The 17,147-nt window shown below is 72.8% G+C and carries 11 protein-coding genes; all 11 read left to right on the top strand.

Going from position 1 to position 17,147, the window contains the following annotated elements; all coding sequences use genetic code 11:
* The first annotated feature begins 36 nt into the window (after positions 1–36).
* The 11 genes from AB0M87_RS15180 to AB0M87_RS15130 are packed head-to-tail and all read left to right on the top strand — an operon-like array spanning position 37 to position 17,146.
* Entirely contained in the window at positions 37–681 is a 645-nt protein-coding gene (locus tag AB0M87_RS15180) for an SIS domain-containing protein (protein WP_365852832.1), read from the top strand.
* Positions 678–3,161, top strand: a complete 2,484-nt coding sequence (locus AB0M87_RS15175) for a glycoside hydrolase family 38 C-terminal domain-containing protein (protein WP_365852830.1) — start codon at positions 678–680, stop codon at positions 3,159–3,161. Before AB0M87_RS15180 ends, AB0M87_RS15175 begins: the two co-directional genes overlap by 4 nt.
* 2 nt (positions 3,162–3,163) lie before the next feature.
* Positions 3,164–5,629: a sugar-binding domain-containing protein gene (locus AB0M87_RS15170; protein WP_365852828.1), complete on the top strand. Its 2,466-nt coding sequence runs from the start codon at positions 3,164–3,166 to the stop codon at positions 5,627–5,629.
* Positions 5,610–7,613: a hypothetical protein gene (locus AB0M87_RS15165; RefSeq protein WP_365852826.1), complete on the top strand. Its 2,004-nt coding sequence runs from the start codon at positions 5,610–5,612 to the stop codon at positions 7,611–7,613. The genes AB0M87_RS15170 and AB0M87_RS15165 overlap by 20 nt, the downstream gene beginning before the upstream one ends.
* Complete coding sequence (locus AB0M87_RS15160; RefSeq protein WP_365852824.1) at positions 7,610–9,004, top strand: GH1 family beta-glucosidase; 1,395 nt, start codon at positions 7,610–7,612, stop codon at positions 9,002–9,004. Before AB0M87_RS15165 ends, AB0M87_RS15160 begins: the two co-directional genes overlap by 4 nt.
* Positions 9,001–12,072, top strand: coding sequence for an FAD-dependent oxidoreductase (locus tag AB0M87_RS15155; RefSeq protein ID WP_365852822.1), 3,072 nt, complete (start codon positions 9,001–9,003; stop codon positions 12,070–12,072). The genes AB0M87_RS15160 and AB0M87_RS15155 overlap by 4 nt, the downstream gene beginning before the upstream one ends.
* Positions 12,069–13,607: an FGGY family carbohydrate kinase gene (locus tag AB0M87_RS15150; RefSeq protein ID WP_365852820.1), complete on the top strand. Its 1,539-nt coding sequence runs from the start codon at positions 12,069–12,071 to the stop codon at positions 13,605–13,607. Before AB0M87_RS15155 ends, AB0M87_RS15150 begins: the two co-directional genes overlap by 4 nt.
* Positions 13,604–14,557: a hypothetical protein gene (locus AB0M87_RS15145; RefSeq protein ID WP_365852818.1), complete on the top strand. Its 954-nt coding sequence runs from the start codon at positions 13,604–13,606 to the stop codon at positions 14,555–14,557. Before AB0M87_RS15150 ends, AB0M87_RS15145 begins: the two co-directional genes overlap by 4 nt.
* Positions 14,554–15,255 (top strand): aspartate/glutamate racemase family protein, encoded by a 702-nt coding sequence (locus AB0M87_RS15140; RefSeq protein ID WP_365852816.1) that lies wholly within the window; start codon positions 14,554–14,556, stop codon positions 15,253–15,255. Before AB0M87_RS15145 ends, AB0M87_RS15140 begins: the two co-directional genes overlap by 4 nt.
* Positions 15,252–16,490 carry a 3-oxo-tetronate kinase gene (gene otnK, locus AB0M87_RS15135; protein ID WP_365852814.1) on the top strand — a complete coding sequence of 413 codons (1,239 nt, stop codon included), beginning with the start codon at positions 15,252–15,254 and terminating at the stop codon, positions 16,488–16,490. The genes AB0M87_RS15140 and otnK overlap by 4 nt, the downstream gene beginning before the upstream one ends.
* On the top strand, positions 16,487–17,146 hold the full coding sequence (locus AB0M87_RS15130; protein ID WP_365852812.1) for a class II aldolase/adducin family protein: 660 nt from the start codon (positions 16,487–16,489) through the stop codon (positions 17,144–17,146). Before otnK ends, AB0M87_RS15130 begins: the two co-directional genes overlap by 4 nt.
* Position 17,147: the final 1 nt, after the last annotated feature.

Below are 17,147 nucleotides of genomic sequence, written 5' to 3'. Positions count from 1 at the left end.
GCCCTACCTCTGCCCGCACACCGCACCTGGAGCCTCATGTCCGCCCCACCGACCGGCCGCTGCACCCCCGCCGGTCAGCTCGCCGACCACCTGGCCGCTGCTGAGCGTCTGCACGAACTCCTGCCGGAACTCAACGCCGTAGGAGACCGCCTGATCGACGTCTACCGGACCGGTGGCCGTCTCTACACCTTCGGCAACGGAGGCAGCGCCGCCGATGCCCAGCACCTGGCCGGCGAGTTCATCGGACGCTATCTGCGCGAACGGCGCCCGCTGCCGGCCGTCTCACTGGTCACCGATCCCTCCGTGACGTCGTGCATCGGCAACGACTACTCCTACGACGAGGTCTTCGCCCGCCAGGTCGAAGCCCTGGTGACTGCCGGCGACATGGTGGTCGGCTTCACCACGTCGGGCCGCTCCGCCAACGTCGTCCGGGGCCTGGCGGAAGCCCGCAAGGCGGGCGCCGTCACGGTGCTCTTCGTGGGCGGCGAACACGACGGCATGCCCGCTGCCCAGTACGCCGACCACACCCTGACGGCCCCGGCCACCGCGACCGCGCGCATCCAGGAGATGCACCTCACGCTGCTCCACCTGCTCAGCGAGCAGGTCGACGCCTGGGCCGCCGACGGTCACCCGGTATCCGAACCCGCACCCGACGACGTCCGGCAGGAGAACGCCGCATGACCACCCCGAACCCGGCCTCCCGCGACCGGACCCTGCACCTCGTGGGCAACGCCCACATCGACCCGGTCTGGCTGTGGCGCTGGCCCGAAGGGCTCCAGGAGATACGCGCCACCTTCCAGTCCGCGGTCGACCGTATGGAGGAGTACCCCGACTTCGTGTTCACCTGCGACTCCGTCATGTACCTGGAGTGGATCGAACGCCACGACCCCGGTCTCTTCGAGACCATCCGCAAGCGCGTCGCCGAAGGCCGCTGGCAGATTGTCGGGGGCTGGTGGATCGAGCCCGACTGCAACATCCCGTCCGGCGAGTCCTTCGTACGCCAGGCCCTGTACGGGCAGCGGTACCTGCTGGAGAAGTTCGGCGCCACCGCCACGGTGGGCTGCAACCTCGACCCGTTCGGCCACAACGCGATGATCCCGCAGTTGCTCCGCAAGGCCGGCATGGACAGTTACGTCTTCCTGCGCCCCGGTCCGCACGAACAGGTGCTGCCCGGCCAGTTCTTCCACTGGGAGGCGCCCGACGGCTCGCGCGTCATGGCGTACCGACTGCCCAACGAGTACTGCACGCCGGGCAAGGACATCGGCAACCACCTCGACAAATCGCTGGCCCTCATGCCGCCGGGCGAACCCGAGCTGATGGTCTTCTACGGCGTCGGCAATCACGGCGGCGGCCCCACCAAGGCCAACCTCGACTCCATCCGCCGCCTCGACGGGCTGGGCGGCCTGCCCACGCTCGAACTCAGCCACCCCGAGCAGTTCTTCCGGCGGATACGCGCCAACGAGAACGTGCCCGTGCACGCCGGCGAGCTCCAGCACCACGGCCCCGGCTGCTACTCCGCGCACTCCGGTGTGAAGTCGTGGAACCGCCGGGCCGAGAACGAACTGCAGCGCGCCGAGAAGTGGGCGGCCGTCGCCGCGACCGTGGCTCAGGACGCGTACCCGGCCGAGCAACTGGCGGAGGCGTGGAAGCTGGTGCTGTTCAACCAGTTCCACGACATCCTCGCCGGCACCTCGATCCGGTCCGCCTATGAGGACGCCCGTGACGAGTACGGCCGGGCCCGCTCCCTGGCGGCCGAGGTGTTCAATCGCGCCGTGCAGGCCGTCGCCCGTCGTATCGACATCGCGCTCCGGGACGGGACGGTTCCGCTGGTCGTCTTCAACCCGCACCCCTGGCCGCTGGAGTCCGACGTCGAGGCCGAGTTCGCCCGGGCGAGCGAGGTGCGGCTGACCGATGAGGACGGCGAACACGTGCCCGTCCAGCTGACCCGTTCCGAGTCGACGCTGGCGGGAGCCCGCGGCCGGATCGCCTTCCGCGCGAGCGTCCCGCCGCTCGGTCACCGCGTCTATCACCTGCTGCCGGGCGCCGACCCGCGACGCGAGGGCCCGGTCACCGCCACCGACACCACACTGGAGAACGAGTACCTGCGTCTGGAGGTCGACCCCGCCACCGGCTGGCTCAGTTCGCTGCGCGACAAGGCGTCCGGTGCCGAACTGCTCCCCCCGTCTCCCGGACCGCACGCGGTCGTCATCGAGGACAACAGCGACACCTGGGGCCACCGCATTGGCGCCTACGACAAGACCGTAGGTTCCTTCGCCGGCACCCGCGTCCGCCTGGTGGAGTCCGGCCCGGTGCGTGCCGTGCTCCGTATCGAGAGCGTCCACGGCCGCTCGGAAATGGCCGAGGAGCTGGTTCTCTCTGCGGGTTCCCGGCAGGTCGAGGTCCGCACCGTCATCGACTGGCACGAGAAGCTGAAGCTGCTCAAACTGCGCTTCCCAACGGCGCTCGCCGACGTCACGGCCACCCATGAGATCCCCTACGGCCATCTGGAACGCACCCCGGACGGCACCGAGGAACCCACCCAGGCGTGGGTCGACGTTACCGGCAGACTGCCCGGCGGCGCCCGGGCCGGGCTCACCGTCCTCAACGACAGCAAGCACGGCCACGACGTGCAGGGCGGCGAGATCGGCATGACCGCCCTGCGCAGTCCCGTCTACGCCTGGCACGAGCCGCAGACCCTGGACGAGGACGGGGTCTACGAGTATCTCGACCAGGGCCGCCAGGAGTTCCGCTACCTGCTGCTGCCGCACGGAGCGGACTGGCGCGCGGCGGATCCGGCCCGGCGTGCGGCCGAGCTCAACCAGCCGGCGTTCGCCCTGCTGGAGACGTTCCACCCGGGGCCCATCGGGCAGCGCGAGACATACGCCGACGACGGCTCGGGCAGTGTCCTGGTCACCGTCGTCAAGGGTGACGAGGACGGCTCCGGCGATCTCATCGTGCGCGCCTACGAGTCACAGGGCCGGGCCACCGACGCACGGATCGCCCTGCCGATGCTCGGCAACCGGGTGATCGAGGGACGGTTCGGGCCCTGCGAGATCAAGACGTTCCGGGTGCCGCGCGACCCGCAGGCGCCCGTCGTGGAGACCGACCTGCTGGAACTGCCCCTGAAGCAGCCGGACGCCACGGCGAAGAGCGGAGCCTGAGCGTGCGCCTGCTCGACGACGGCTGGGAGCTGCGGGCCTGTCTCGGGGACACCTGGCGCTGGCTCTGCGGCCCCGGCCGCCCGGGCGGGGAACCCGGCTGGTTCCCCGCCCGGGTCCCCGGGTCGGTCCTCGACGACCTGCGCCGGAACCAGCAGATCACCGACCCGTACGTGGGCCTCAACAGCCTGCAGAGCGAGTGGGTTGCGCAGCGCGCATGGCTGTACCGGCGCCCCCTCCGGGTCGAGGTGGACGCCGACGAGCGCGCACTGTTGCGCTTCGAAGGCGTCGACCACGAGGCCACCGTGCTCATCGACGGCCACGAAGTCGCCCATCACACGGGCATGTTCGTACCCTTCGAAGTGGACATCACCGACCAGGTCGCGGACGGCGCCCGTCACCTGCTCGCCGTCGTCGTGCATGCGGCTCCGCCCGGCGAGCCGCAGGTCGGACGCACCGACCGGGTGCGCACCCACAAGTCGCGCATGGGATACGGCTGGGACTTCTGTCCCCGGCTGATCCACCAGGGCATCTGGAAGCCGGTCCGGCTGGAGAAGGCCGGGCCGGTGCGGCTGCGGGACGTGTCGGTCGGCGCGGACGCGGCAGGTACGGTGCGCGTCCGCGCCCATCTCGAGGCGACGGCGCCCGGCACGATCGATGTCACCGTCCACGGGCCCGAGGAACAGGCGGTCGGGTCCGCGCAGGTGTCCTTCGGGGCCGGCTGCGAGGTGGCGGACGTCGAGCTCACCGTCCCCGAGCCCCTGCTGTGGTGGCCGAACGGTCACGGCGAGCAGCCCCTCTACCGTGTCGCCGTCGAGTTGCGGGACACGGCGGGCCGCACCACCGGACGGTACGAACGGCGGACCGGCTTCCGCAGTGTCCGCCTGGTGCCGAACCCCGGCGCCCCGGCCGACGCCCTTCCGTACACCTTGGAGGTCAACGGCCGGCGTATCGTGGCGAAGGGCTGGAACTGGGTACCGCACGACGCCCTGTACGGCGCCGACCGGCCGGGCCGGCTTCACCACCTGCTGCGGCTGGCGGCCGACGCGCACGTCACCCTGCTGCGGGTCTGGGGCGGCGGCCTCATCGAGACCGAAGCGTTCTACGATCTGTGCGACCGGCTCGGGCTGTTGGTCTGGCAGGAGTTCAGCCTCTCCAGCTCGGGCATCGACAGCGTGCCGGCGAAGGACGACGCCTACCTCGCGCTGATGGACCGCGAGGCGCGGGCCATCCTGCCGATCCTGCGCCACCACCCCTCCCTGGCCGTGTGGGGGCCCGGAAACGAACTGCACGACACCGCGACCGCCCGGCCGCTCGACGAGAAGACCTCCCCGGTCATCGGTGCGCTGGCCCGCGCCGTCGCGGAGGTCGACCCGGAGCGCTGCTGGCTGCCCGGCTCGCCCTCCGGCCACTCCTTCCTCCACCGGGCCGACGTGATCGCCGCCCACCCGGAGGGCCAGCACGATGTGCACGGTCCGTGGGAGCACCAGGGAATCGGCGCCCACCACGCGCTCTACGACTCCGGTACGTCCCTGCTGCACTCGGAGTTCGGCGTCGAGGGTATGGCCAACCGCCGCACCTGGAACGCCGTCGTGCCGGACGGTGCCCACTGGCCGACCGGCCGCGACAACCCCGTGATGGAACACCTCGGGGCCTGGTGGAACAACACGCCACTGGTGCTGTCCGCGTTCGGCGGGCGGCCCACCGACGTGGACACCGTGCGCCGCGCCAGCCAGCAGCTGCAGTACGACGGTCTGCGGTACGCCGTCGAGGCGGGGCTGCGCCGGTCACCGCGCAACTCCGGCACCATCCCGTGGCAGTTCAACGAGCCGTTCCCGAACGCCTGGTGCACGGCGTCCGTCGACTACCGCGGCGACCCCAAGCCCGCCTACTACGGAGTGCGGCGCGCCTACCGCAGTGCCCATGTGTGCGCCTCCTTCGCCACCCAGGCGTGGGCGGGCCGGGATCGGTTCGAGGCGCACGTACGGGCGTGGGGCGGGTCCCGCGGCGACGTCGTGACGGCCCGGCTGCTCGCCGTCGACGGGACGGTCATCGCCGCGAGCACCGGCCCGGTGCTGAGCGTGCCGCTCTCCGCGGTGCCCGGCGAACTCTTTGTTCTTGACCTGGAGCAGCGGTGCGCGGCGGGGGAACTGCGCTCGTCCAACCGCTACGTGCACTCCACCATGGCGGACCTCGCCCCGCTCCTCGACCTCGCACCCGCCGACGTGGATGTCACCGTCCTCCCCGGCGCCGTACGACTCACCCACACCGGTGGCGTCGCGGCACTCGGCCTGTGCCTGAGCGATGCCCGCCCCATCGAGGCCGGCGGCTGGGCGGTCTTCGGTGACTCCATGTTCGACCTGATGCCCGGTGAATCCGTCGAGACGCCGCTCACCTGGCGAAACGCCCCCGAGCGGGGCCGTACCGTACTACTGGAAGGCTGGAACGTCCATGCCCGCGAATGTGGCTGAGCGCACCCGGGAACTGCGGTTGCGCGACGATGCCGACGGGACCGTCACGTTCCCCTGTACCGTCGGTCTGCTGACCGGGGACGGCCACTGCCTGCCCGTGCCGGTCTCCGGGACGGCACGCGACGAGGACGGCACACTGCACGCCGTCGGCGACGCCCACGGCTTCAGAGCGGAGCTGCGGCTCGTACCGGACGGACCGACCGCGTACGGCGCCACGCTCACCGTCCGCCGCACCGCCCCCGAGCCTCTCGAAGCGGGGTTGCGCGTCGAGTTGCTGCTCGGCGAGAGCGACGACCCCGGCTGGCTGATACCCGGAGTCTTCTACGGCGAGAACCGGCTCCCCGGCTGCACCCGCCGCTATCCGCGGTACGCACCGGTGGCGGATGAAGGTGACCCGATGACCGCCGACGCCTGGGCGTTCCGCGCCGACCGCTGCGCCACCCCGGCCGTCTTCGCCCGCGACCGGCGCGGTGGCGCGGCGCTCGCCACCACCGAGCACGGCACGCTCGGCGAACAGGGCGTCGGCTTCGCGCTGCTCGACGGCGGCCGGCCCGCCCTGCGGCTGCACGCTCCCTACCGGGAAGAACCCCTCTCGTACTACGGCTCCGCAACCCCCCGTCCGGCCGAGACCGTGCTGCACCACTGGCATCCCGGCGAGGAGCACACGCTGCGCTTCTCGGCGCATCTCCTCGACAACGACCCGCACGCCTACGCGCCGGTGCTGCGCTCCCTGCACACGGCCACCGAGGCGCCGGACGCACCCGCCGCATGGGCCGGCGCCGACCGGGCCGCCGCGCTGTCCGCCGAGGGCCTGCACCGCTGGCACTACCGCAGCGACCCGCCGGTGCTGCTGGAGACCGCGGCCTTCGACCGGGAGGCGCTCGGCGAGCGCGGCGACCGGCCGGCCATGCATGTCTCGTGGGTGAGCGGCATCCCGTACGCACACGCTCTGCTCCTGCACGGCCGGCGGGTCGGGGACAGCGCGAAAGCCGGAGCGGCGGTCGCCGTCATCGACCATATCTGCGCCAACCCGGCGCCCGGCGGGACCTTCTGGGGCCAGTGGTCGGCCGACCGCGGCTGGTCCGCGGGCTGGACCGGGGACCGGCGCCGCCTGCACGCCCGCACACTGGGCGACGCCACCCTGTTCCTGCTGCGAGCGCTGACAGCGGAGCGCGCCCTCGGCCATGACCACCCGCGGTGGGAGACCGCCGTACGCGCCAACCTGGCCGCCGCGCTGGCCGGACAGGACCCGGCTACCGGACGCCTCGCCGCGGCCCACGACAGCGAGACGGGAGCGGCCATCGACCGGGTGGGCGCGGCCGGGCTGGCCTGGGTCGGGGCGCTCGTCGAGGCCGCCGAGGCCTTCGGTGAGCCGGGATACCTGGACGCGGCCCGCCGGGCGGGCGAGGCGTTCGGCTCCGACGTGCGCTCGGAGTTCCTCTGCGGGGCGCCGGAGGACGTCTCGCTGGCCCCGACATCGGAGGACGGCTACAACGCGATCATCGCGTATACCCTGCTGCACGAAGCGGACCCCGCAGGCCCCTGGCTCGACCTCGCCCGCCGCGCGGCCGACTGGACCCTGACGTTCCGGTACACCTACGACGTGCGGTTCCCGCCGCACACCCTGCTCGGGCAGTACGGGTTCCGCACCCGCGGCGGCGATCAGGCGTCCCCGTCCAACCAGCATCTGCACGCCTTCGGCCTGATCTGCCTGCCGGAGACCGTGCGCCTCGCACGGCACCTCGACGACCCGTACTACCTGCGGTCGGCGCGGGAGAACTTCGACTGCTTCCGGCAGTTCGTGGCCCGCGCGGACGGGGACTTCAACGCCTATCGGGGCATGGTCAGCGAACGCTTCTACCAGACCGAGTGTTTCCAGGCGAAGGGCATGCTGCTGACCCTCTCCCACGCCTGGTCCGCGGGTGTCCTGCTGTACGCCTGCGAGGTCGCCCGCAACCTGCCCGAACTCCAGGAGGACATGTGACCACCGACGACACCGAATTCCTGCGGTTCCCCGACGGGTTCCGCTGGGGCACCTCCACCTCCGCGTACCAGGTCGAGGGCGCCGTCGGTGCGGACGGCCGAGGCGAGTCGGTCTGGGACCGCTTCTGCCGGGTGCCCGGCGCCGTCGAGAACGGCGACACCGGCGATGTCGCCTGCGACCAGTACCGGCGTGGCACGGAGGACATCGCTCTGATGGCCGGACTCGGCACCAACGCCCATCGCTTCTCGCTGGCCTGGCCGCGCATCATTCCCGAGGGAGGCGGCCGCGTCGAGAAACGCGGACTCGACCACTACGACCGTTTCATCGACGGGCTGCTCGAACAGGGCATCAGTCCGCTCGCCACCCTCTACCACTGGGATCTGCCGGTCGCCCTCCAGGACAGCGGCGGCTGGCGGAACCGGGACACCGCCGAGCGCTTCGCGGAGTACGCGGTCGTCTGCTTCGACGCGTTCGGCGACCGGGTCCGCGACTGGGTCACCATCAACGAACCGTGGATCGTCGGGCTCCTCGGCCATCAACTCGGCCTGCACGCACCGGGGGAGAAGGACCTCAAGGCCTCCGTCACGGTCATGCACCACCTGCTCCTCGCCCATGGCCTCGCCGTCGGCGCGCTGCGGACGGCGGGCCGCGAGGACGCCCGCGCCGGAATCGCGTACAGCCTGTTTCCCAACACCCCCGATGACCCCTCGGACCCCGCCGACGTGGCCGCCACGGCGGCCTCCGACGGATATGTCAACCGCTGGTTCCTGGATCCGGTGCACGGCCACGGCTATCCGCAGGACATGCGCGAACACTGGGAACAGGCTGTCGGGGAGCTGGACTTCATCCACGACGGTGACCTCGGCACCATCGCGGCGGGCAGCGACTTCATCGGCGTCAACTTCTACTCCCGGCGCATCATCAGCGCCGGCCGTGGGGACGGCCCCTGGCCCTGGAAGGTCGAGAAGGGCCGACCGGACGTCCCACGCACCGACCTCGGATGGGAGATCGTCCCCGACGACCTCGCCGCCCTCCTGATGCGGCTGCACGAGGACTACCCCGGCGTCCCGCTTCTGATCACCGAGAACGGAGCCGTCTACGGGGACGAGCCGGGCGCCGACGGCGCCGTCCACGACCACCGGCGCATCGCCTTCGTCGACGCGCACCTCCGCGCGGTGCACCGGGCCATCGGCGCCGGAGCACCGGTGGAGGGTTACTACCACTGGTCACTGATCGACAACTTCGAATGGGCCATGGGATACCGACCCCGCTTCGGTCTCGTCCATGTGGACCGCCGGACGCAGCGGCGCACCGTCAAGGACAGCGGCCGTTGGTACGCGGGCGTCGCCAGGTCCGGAGCGCTGCCGCCGATCGGGGAGGACGTGCTGTGACGACGGTCCTGTTGCCCGGACGGGCCTTGCCGGTGCTCCACGAGACCGACACCACGGTGGTCGGCGCCGGCCTCGCGGGTACGGCGGCGGCCGTCTCCCTGGCCCGCGCGGGACAGAGGGTCCTCCTCATCGACGCGGGCACGGCACCGGGCGGTGAACTGACCGATGCGGGAAGGCCGTGGCTGACCGAGCCGAGCGACCCCCGCAGCGCCGGGCTGCTGGCCCCGCTGCTGGCCGGCCACGCGGCGGGGGAGCGGGTCGCGCTGCGTCCGGCCGCGGTGAAACTGTGCCTGGAGGACGCGCTGGCCGAGGCGGGCGTCCACCTGCTGTACGGGACACGGATTCTGAACCCGCATCCCGGCCGCGGCCCGGTCGTCGTCACCGCGGCCGGCCGGGGCCTGGTGCTGTGCCGCACCGTGCTCGACACCACGCCATCGCCGCCCGCCGAGGGTGAACAGGCGGTGTGGAGCGTGGAGTTCGACCGGGCCGCCACGGACGCGGCAGACGCGTCCCGACACCCGTCGGCCGGCCGATTCCGGCTGGCCGACGGCTACCGGGGCAGCGGCCACCTGTACGCGCTGACCGCGGTACGGGGCGGCCGGCGTGCGGCCCTGCGTGCGGCGTCGCACCTGCTGCGCGCGCATCCGTCGTTCGTCGACGCCGGTCTGGGGGCGGTCGGCCTCCGGCCGGTGGCGGGCCCGTACGGGGGTACGGACCCCGTGCCCGGCCCGGCGGCGGGCTGGTGGCGGCTTGCGGCGCCACCGTCGGCCGTGCGGATCGCGGACCCACTGCTCGACCCGGTGGCAGCGCTGGAGGTGGGTGTCGCCGTCGCGGAACGGCTGACGGCGCACGCCACGGAGCAGGGCGGCACGTCCGGCCCCCGCCGCCCGGCGCGGGCGGCGTCCCCCAAGCCCCGCGACCCTGCCACGCCGACCGACCCGCCGCCCGTCCACCCCGACCGCAGCCCGGCCGTCCGCGAGCGGTACACCGCCCGACCCCGCGCAGCGGCCGTCGGGGAAACCGTCGCCGGCATCGAACTTCCCTGCGAGGCGCCGTTCGACGTCCTGGTCGTCGGCGGCGGCACCAGCGGGGCCTCCGCCGCCCTCGCCGCCGCCGCGGAAGGCGCCCGTACGCTCCTCGTCGAACACGGTTCGGGACCCGGCGGCACCGGAACCCACGGGGGAGTGGCCAGCTACTGGTTCGGCCGTCGTACCGCCCGGGCGGCCCGGATACAGGACGCCACCCGCCGCACCCACCGCGACCTCGGGCTGCGCCGAGGCGGCATCGGCTCCTGGAACATCGAGGCCAAGTCGCTCGCCCTGCACGACGCACTCACCGCGCAGGGGGTCGACATCCGGTACGACACCAAGGCGTTCGCGGTACTCACCGAGGGCGAAGCGGTGTGCGGCGCCGTCGTCGTCGGACCCGGCGCACGGGCCTACGCGCTGACCGCCACCGTCGTCGTCGACGCAACCGGAGAGGCGGACCTGGCAGCGTGGGGCGGCGCACCGGTCGTTCACGGCGCACCGTCGACCCACACGCTCATGTGGTCGTCCCTGGCACAATTCGACGCCCCGGGCACCACCCGCAACAACTTCGGTGGACTGGCCGACCTCACCGACGGCATCGACACCACCCGAGCTGTCCTCGCGGCCCGCCGGCGCACCCCGGAACTCCACGACCACGGCGTCCTTCCGGTGACCCGCGAAGGCCGCCACCTGGTCGGAGCGACGGTGTTGACTCTCACCGACCAGCTGACCCAACGCCGCTGGCCCGACGCCATCGGGGTGCACTTCTCCAACCACGACCTGAAGGGGAAGGGCGAGGCCCTCTGGCCCCAGCTCGGCCTGATCCCACCGAACCTGGAGATCGAGGTCCCCTACCGGGCGCTCCTGCCCAGCGGGCTGGACGGTCTGCTGGTCACCGGCAAGGCCCTGTCCGCCACCCATGACGCGCTGCCCGCCCTGCGCATGCAGGCGGACCTGGAGAATCTCGGCGCGGCCACCGGACTCGCCGCCGCCCTGTGCGTACGGGACGCCACCACGCCCCGGCACCTCGACGTGCGAAGGTTGCGACGCCGCCTCATCGACGACGGGCTGCTCCCGTCCGGCGCGCCGGACGGCACGGTCCGCGACCCCGCTCCGGTGCGTGAGGCCCTGCGAGACCTGGCCGAACACATTCCGCTGCACAGCTACTCCGACATGGGCCGGCGGGAGGTGTTCCGGGGCCGGATCTCCTTCGTCGACCTGGTTATGGACCCGGAACCCGGCACCACCGACACCCTCCGGGCGGCCTTGTGGAGCGCGCACGGCGAACTCCGGCTCGTCCTCGCTCAGATCCTCGTCTGCCGCGGCGACACCGCCGGCACGGACGAGTTGCTCGGCCACCTCGCCGACGCTCTGTCAGGACCGGCGCTCCCGGTGCGCGACAGCGGCATCCGCGAGGCCCAACTGCCGCCCGACCAGTCGGCGATGCCGGCCGCCGTCTACCTCCTGAACACCCTCGCCCTCGCCCGCGACACCCGCACCGTTCCCCTCTGGGAACAGGTGGAGAAGCTCCTGGAGATCACCGAGGAGACACTCAGGGACCCGATGGCCGGCACCTTCTTCTGGGTCGAGGCGATCACCGCGGGAGCCGAACGGCTCGGCGATCCCCGCGCACTGCCCGTGCTCCGCGCCCTGCACCGGCGACCCGCCCTGCGAGGCCAGTGGAGGCACACGGGAGTGGAACCGGACGACTTCCAGGAGCGACGCGCCATGCTCGAACTCGCCGTCGCACGCGCCCGCGCCCAGTGCGGCGACGCCGACGGCGTACGCACCCTCATCGCCTACCTCGACGACGTGCGCTCCCCGCTGTCCGCGCAGGCCCACACCCGGCTCCGGCTCCGGTTCGGCATCGAGGCCGAGGACGCTCCCGGCCGCGAACCGGGCAGCTGGGAGCGGTTGCTCACCGAGCAGGGCATGCCCGGGCCGTGCCCGCTGCCCTGGCCGCACGACCCGCACCGCGCCGATCTGCCCGAGGGGTTCGAACCGGGTCGCCGCCCCACAGCACCGGAGGACCGCTCATGAGCGCCGGACCGCTGCTGCTTGCCGGAGTCGACATCGGCAGCACCCACTGCAAGGCACTGCTGTGCGACGCCTCCGGCACCGTCGTGGCCCGGGCCCAACGGCGAACCCCCCGGGGGCGCGACGGTCACTCGCACCCGGCGGACGACCTGATCGCCGCGGGTCTGGGCGCGCTGGCCGACTGCGTACGGACAGCGGGCCGCAGCCCGGAAGCCGTGGGACTCACCGGCATGGCAGAGGCGGGAGTGGCCCTCGACGCGGCCGGGCGGCCGCTCGGCCCCGTACAGGCCTGGTCCGACCCGGCCCCGGGCCCGTACGCCGATCGGCTCAGCCGGACGCACGGGGCAACCGCCCTGCACCGCCGCACCGGTGTCCTGCCGAGCGCGAAAGTGCCGCTCGCCACATGGTGCGCCATGGCGGACCTGGCGCCCGGAACACTGGCCCGCATGCGCACCTGGGCCGGCGCGGCCGACCTGGTGGCCCACGCCCTGACCGGACGCATCGGCACAGACGCCACCTTCGCCCAGCGCACCATGGCATGGGACCCCTCCCGGGCATGCTGGATCCCCGAGCTGCTCGCGGAAGCGGGGATCGGCCAGGAGCGGATGCCGCCCGTCCACCGGCCCGGCCGACCGGTCGGCGCGGTCACCGCCGCAAGCGCCGCCGCGACCGGACTGCGGCCCGGGGCCCCGGTTGTTGTCGCCGGGCACGACCATCTGGTCGGGGCATGGGCGGCCGGGGTGCGCGGCGCGGGACAGGTCGCCGACTCCATGGGTACCGCCGAGGCCGTTCTCACCGTATCCGCCGATGCGCCGGACACCGTCGCAGCCGCCGGTGAGGGGATGTCGTGGGGCCGTCACGTCGATGGGGAGCACTGGATCACGCTGGCGGGTATGCAGGCGTCAGGCGCCCTCATCGAATGGTTCTGTGATCGGTTCCTCGGTCTGTCCGGTACTTCCGGCCCCGCGCGCTACAGCGCGTTCGCGGAGCTCGTCGACACCGTTCCTCCGGCGCCCACCGGCCTGGTCGTCGAGCCGTACCTCCATGGGCGCAGCTCCCCGCGTCCCCGTCCCGGCGCCGGCCTCGCCATCCACGGCCTGCGCCCGGCCCACGGTCCCGCCCACCTGGCCCGTGCCCTGCTGGAGGGCGCGGCTCACCACGCCCGGTGGATGACCGACACACAGGCCGCGCTCGCCGGGCTCGCCCCCGCGGCGGTCACCCTGCTCGGCGGATCGACCCGGGTCCGGGCGTGGACGGAACTCAAGGCGGCGGTCAGCCCCTGGCCCACCCTGCTGTGCGGCGAACCCGAAGCACCCGGTCTGGGAGCGGCGGCCTGGGCGGGCGCCGCGCTCGGTCTCGACCCGGTGACAGTCTGCGCCCCCACCACCGCTCTCGTCCCCGACCCGGTTGCCGCCGACGCGTACCGAGCCCGTCACCGCGATCGGTTCCTGCCGCGCGTCACCGCGCCATCACCCCTGAACGGCCCCCTGGACGGCGTCCCGAACGGCGTCCCCAACGACAAGGAGCACCCCGCGTGACCACCCGTCCCGCCGTCCTCACCGGCGGCTCGATCGCCCCCTCCGCGCTGGCCCGTCCGTCCGGTACCTTCGCCATGGTCGCCGCGGACCAGCGCGACTCGCTGCGCACGATGATGGCCCAGCACGACCGGCTCCCGGGCAGCGCCGTTCCGGACGCCCGGCTCACCGCGTTCAAACTCGCCGTTGCCCGTGAACTGGGGCCGTACGCCTCCGCGTTGCTCATCGACCGCGACTACGGTTACCGGCAGCTCGTGGACGAGCAGGTCCTGCCCGGTGGCTGCGCCCCGATCCTCGCCGTCGATGTGCTCGACCAGCGGCCGGGCGGCCCCGTCGAGGACACCGCTCTTGACGAGAGCGTGGACACCGCAGCGGTCGTCGCCGACGGCACCCGCGGGCTGAAGCTCCTCGTCATCTGGCGCCGCGACGGCCACCGCGACCGGCGCATCGCCCTCGCCGACCGTTTCATCGGGATGTGCCGAGCCGCCGGACTGGCCTCGGTGCTGGAACCCGTGGCACGTCCCACCACCGAGGAAGAAGCCGCGGGGACCTTCCGGCTCAACGACTCCATCGTCGACGCTGCTCGTGAACTGGCCCCGCTGGGCCCGTCGTTGTACAAGTGTCAGGTCCCCGACGGCGGTGCGGGTCCGGTGGCCGGGCTGGCCCGGCAGGCGGAGCGGATCGACGCCGTCGTCGACGTCCCCTGGGTGGTCCTCTCCCAGGGCGTCGGGGCCGCCGACTTCCCCCGCGCCGTCGAGGCGGCTTGCCGTGCCGGCGCTTCCGGCTTCCTCGCGGGTCGCGCGCTGTGGACCGATGCCCTGGCCGGTGACCGCGACAGCACGCTGCGCGGCGTGAGTGCCGACCGGCTGAGGTTCCTCGGCGAGGTCGTCGACCGGTACGGCCGGCCGTGGTGGGATGCCGCCGCCGCGGCAGGCGGGCGGGTGACGGCATGACGGTCGCACCAGCGGGCACCGCCGCCAACAGCACCGGTCCCCGTGTCTGCCTGCTGCACACCGTGGCCGCGCTGCCCGCCGTCTTCGACCCGCTGCTGCGGGAACTCGCCCCCGGCGTCCGCCCCTACCACGTCGTCGACGAGAGTCTCCTCGCGGACACCGTGGCCCACGGTCCACTGCCCCGCACCACCGCACGGCTCGCCGCGTACATCACCCAGGCAGCGGCGGCGGGCGCCGAAGCGGTCCTCGTCACCTGCTCCTCCATCGGAGCCGCCGCCGAGCAGGTCCGCCCTCTGGTCGACGTCCCCGTGCTGCGGGTCGACGAGCCCATGGCGGCCGCAGCGGTCCGTACGGGCTCGCGTATAGCGGTGCTGGCCACCCTGGAGTCGACGCTCGCTCCCACCGCCGACCTCGTCCGGAGGCAGGCCGCTCCGGGCGCGATCAGTCTGACGACGTCCGTCTGCCCGGGGAGCTACGCGGCGAGGGCCGCCGGGGACCTGTCCCGGCACGACGCACTGATCGCCGATGAGGCGCACCGTCTCGCCGCCGACCACGACGTACTCGTGCTGGCCCAGGCGTCGATGGCCACCGCGCTCGGCCGGCTTCCCCAGGAAGCCATCACCGTCCCGGTGCTGACCTCCACCCGCAGTGGCGTCGCCCAACTGGCCGGGCTCACCCGGCGGGAGCTGTCCACATGACGGAATTCGGCTGCATCGCGGACGACTTCACGGGGGCAACCGACCTCGCCGGAAACCTGGTCGCCACCGGTCGCCGGGCTGTCGTCACCATCGGCGTGCCCCGGACGCCGGTTCCCGACGCCGACGCCGTGGTCGTCGCACTCAAGACCCGCACCGTGGCGGCGGACCGGGCCGTTGCCGCGGCCCTCGATGCCCACCGGGCGCTCGCCCGACTGGGGTGCGAGCGCTTCTGGTTCAAGTACTGTTCCACCTTCGACTCCACACCGCACGGCAACATCGGCCCGGTCGCCGACGCCCTGCTGGAGGCGACCGGATCACCCTGGACCATTGCCTGCCCGGCCTTCCCCGACACCGGCCGCACCGTCTACCAGGGGCACCTGTTCGTCGGCGACCGGCTGCTCGCCGACAGCGGCATGCGCCACCATCCGCTCACCCCGATGGGCGACTCCGACCTGGTGCGGGTGCTCGGCGCCCAGAGCGGCCACCGCGTGGGGCTGCTCCCGTATGCCGCGCTGCAGGCGGGTGACCCAGCCGTACGCGACCACCTGGCCGGCCTCACTGCTGACGGCGTCCGGATCGTCGTCACCGACACGCTCACGCACCAGGACCTGACGACCGTCGAACGCGCGACCCGGCAGCTCCCGCTCGTCACCGGCGGATCGGGCCTGGCTCTCGCGCTGCCTCACCAGCCCACCGAGGCGGCGGACATCGACGTCGCCCCCGGCCCTACGGCCGTGCTCGCCGGCAGCGTCTCGGACACGACCCTGGCCCAGATCGAGCACGCCCGCGCACGCCTGCCGCACCGCAGGATCGACCCCACCACGCTGCTGTCCGAGCCGGAGCCGGTCATCGCCGACACCGTGGCCTGGGCCCGCGAACACCTCACGGCCGGCCGGAACGTGCTGGTCCACAGTGCCGACGCCCGGTCCGAAGTGGCCGCCGCCCAACGGAGGTTCGGTACGGAACGCATCGCCGATGCGATGGAACGGGCACTGGCCCGGTGCGCCCGGGAACTCGCCGACAGCGGCGTGCGCCGGTTCGTCGTCGCGGGTGGGGAGACGTCCGGCGCGGTCGTCGAGGCATTGGGGCTGCGCTTCCTGCGTATCGGTCCGGCCATCGCGCCCGGCGTCCCCTGGACCGCGGCGGAGCGCCATGGCCGCACCATCAATCTCGCGTTGAAATCGGGCAACTTCGGTGCGGCGGATCTTTTCACCACAGCGGAGGCATACTTGTGAGATCACTCGGGCCCGCGACACCGCAGACGGACGACTCGTCCGCCGAAGCCCTGGCAGCGGCCGGGAATCACCTCGCCGCACTCGGCCTGAGTCCCGGAAGCTCGGGCAACCTCAGCGTCCGTACGGCCACCGGCTTCCTCACCACACCGACCGGCAGCTCCCTGGCGGCCCTGGCTCCGGACCGCATCAGTGCCCTCGACGCCGCCGGGCATCACCGGGCAGGACCGCCCCCGACGAAGGAAGTCCCGCTGCACCTGGCGGTGCACGCTCGGCTTCCGCACGCGCGGGCCGTCGTGCACCTGCACTCCACGCACGCCGTCGCCGTCGCCTGCCTCGACCCGCTGGATTCCACCGACGTGCTGGCACCGCTCACCCCCTACGCCGTGCTGCGGCTCGGCCGGGTGCCCCTGCTGCCCTACGCGGCTCCCGGGAGCGACCGTCTCGCTGCCGGAACAGCCGTACTGGACCCCGGCGCGCGGGCCTTCCTCCTCGCCAACCATGGGCAGGTCACCGTCGGCGCCACCCTTGATGAAGCGATACATGCGGCGGTCGAGCTAGAGGAGAGCGCCAAGCTCCAGCTGCTGCTCGGCGATCGCCGACCCGTACGACCGCTCACCCCCGGCCAGCGCGCCGGACTCACCGCCGAGATGGGTTAGG

Source organism: Streptomyces sp. NPDC051320, assembly GCF_040682175.1.
In the GTDB taxonomy this organism is placed as follows: domain Bacteria; phylum Actinomycetota; class Actinomycetes; order Streptomycetales; family Streptomycetaceae; genus Streptomyces.
This window is presented reverse-complemented; position numbering and strand designations above follow the sequence as displayed.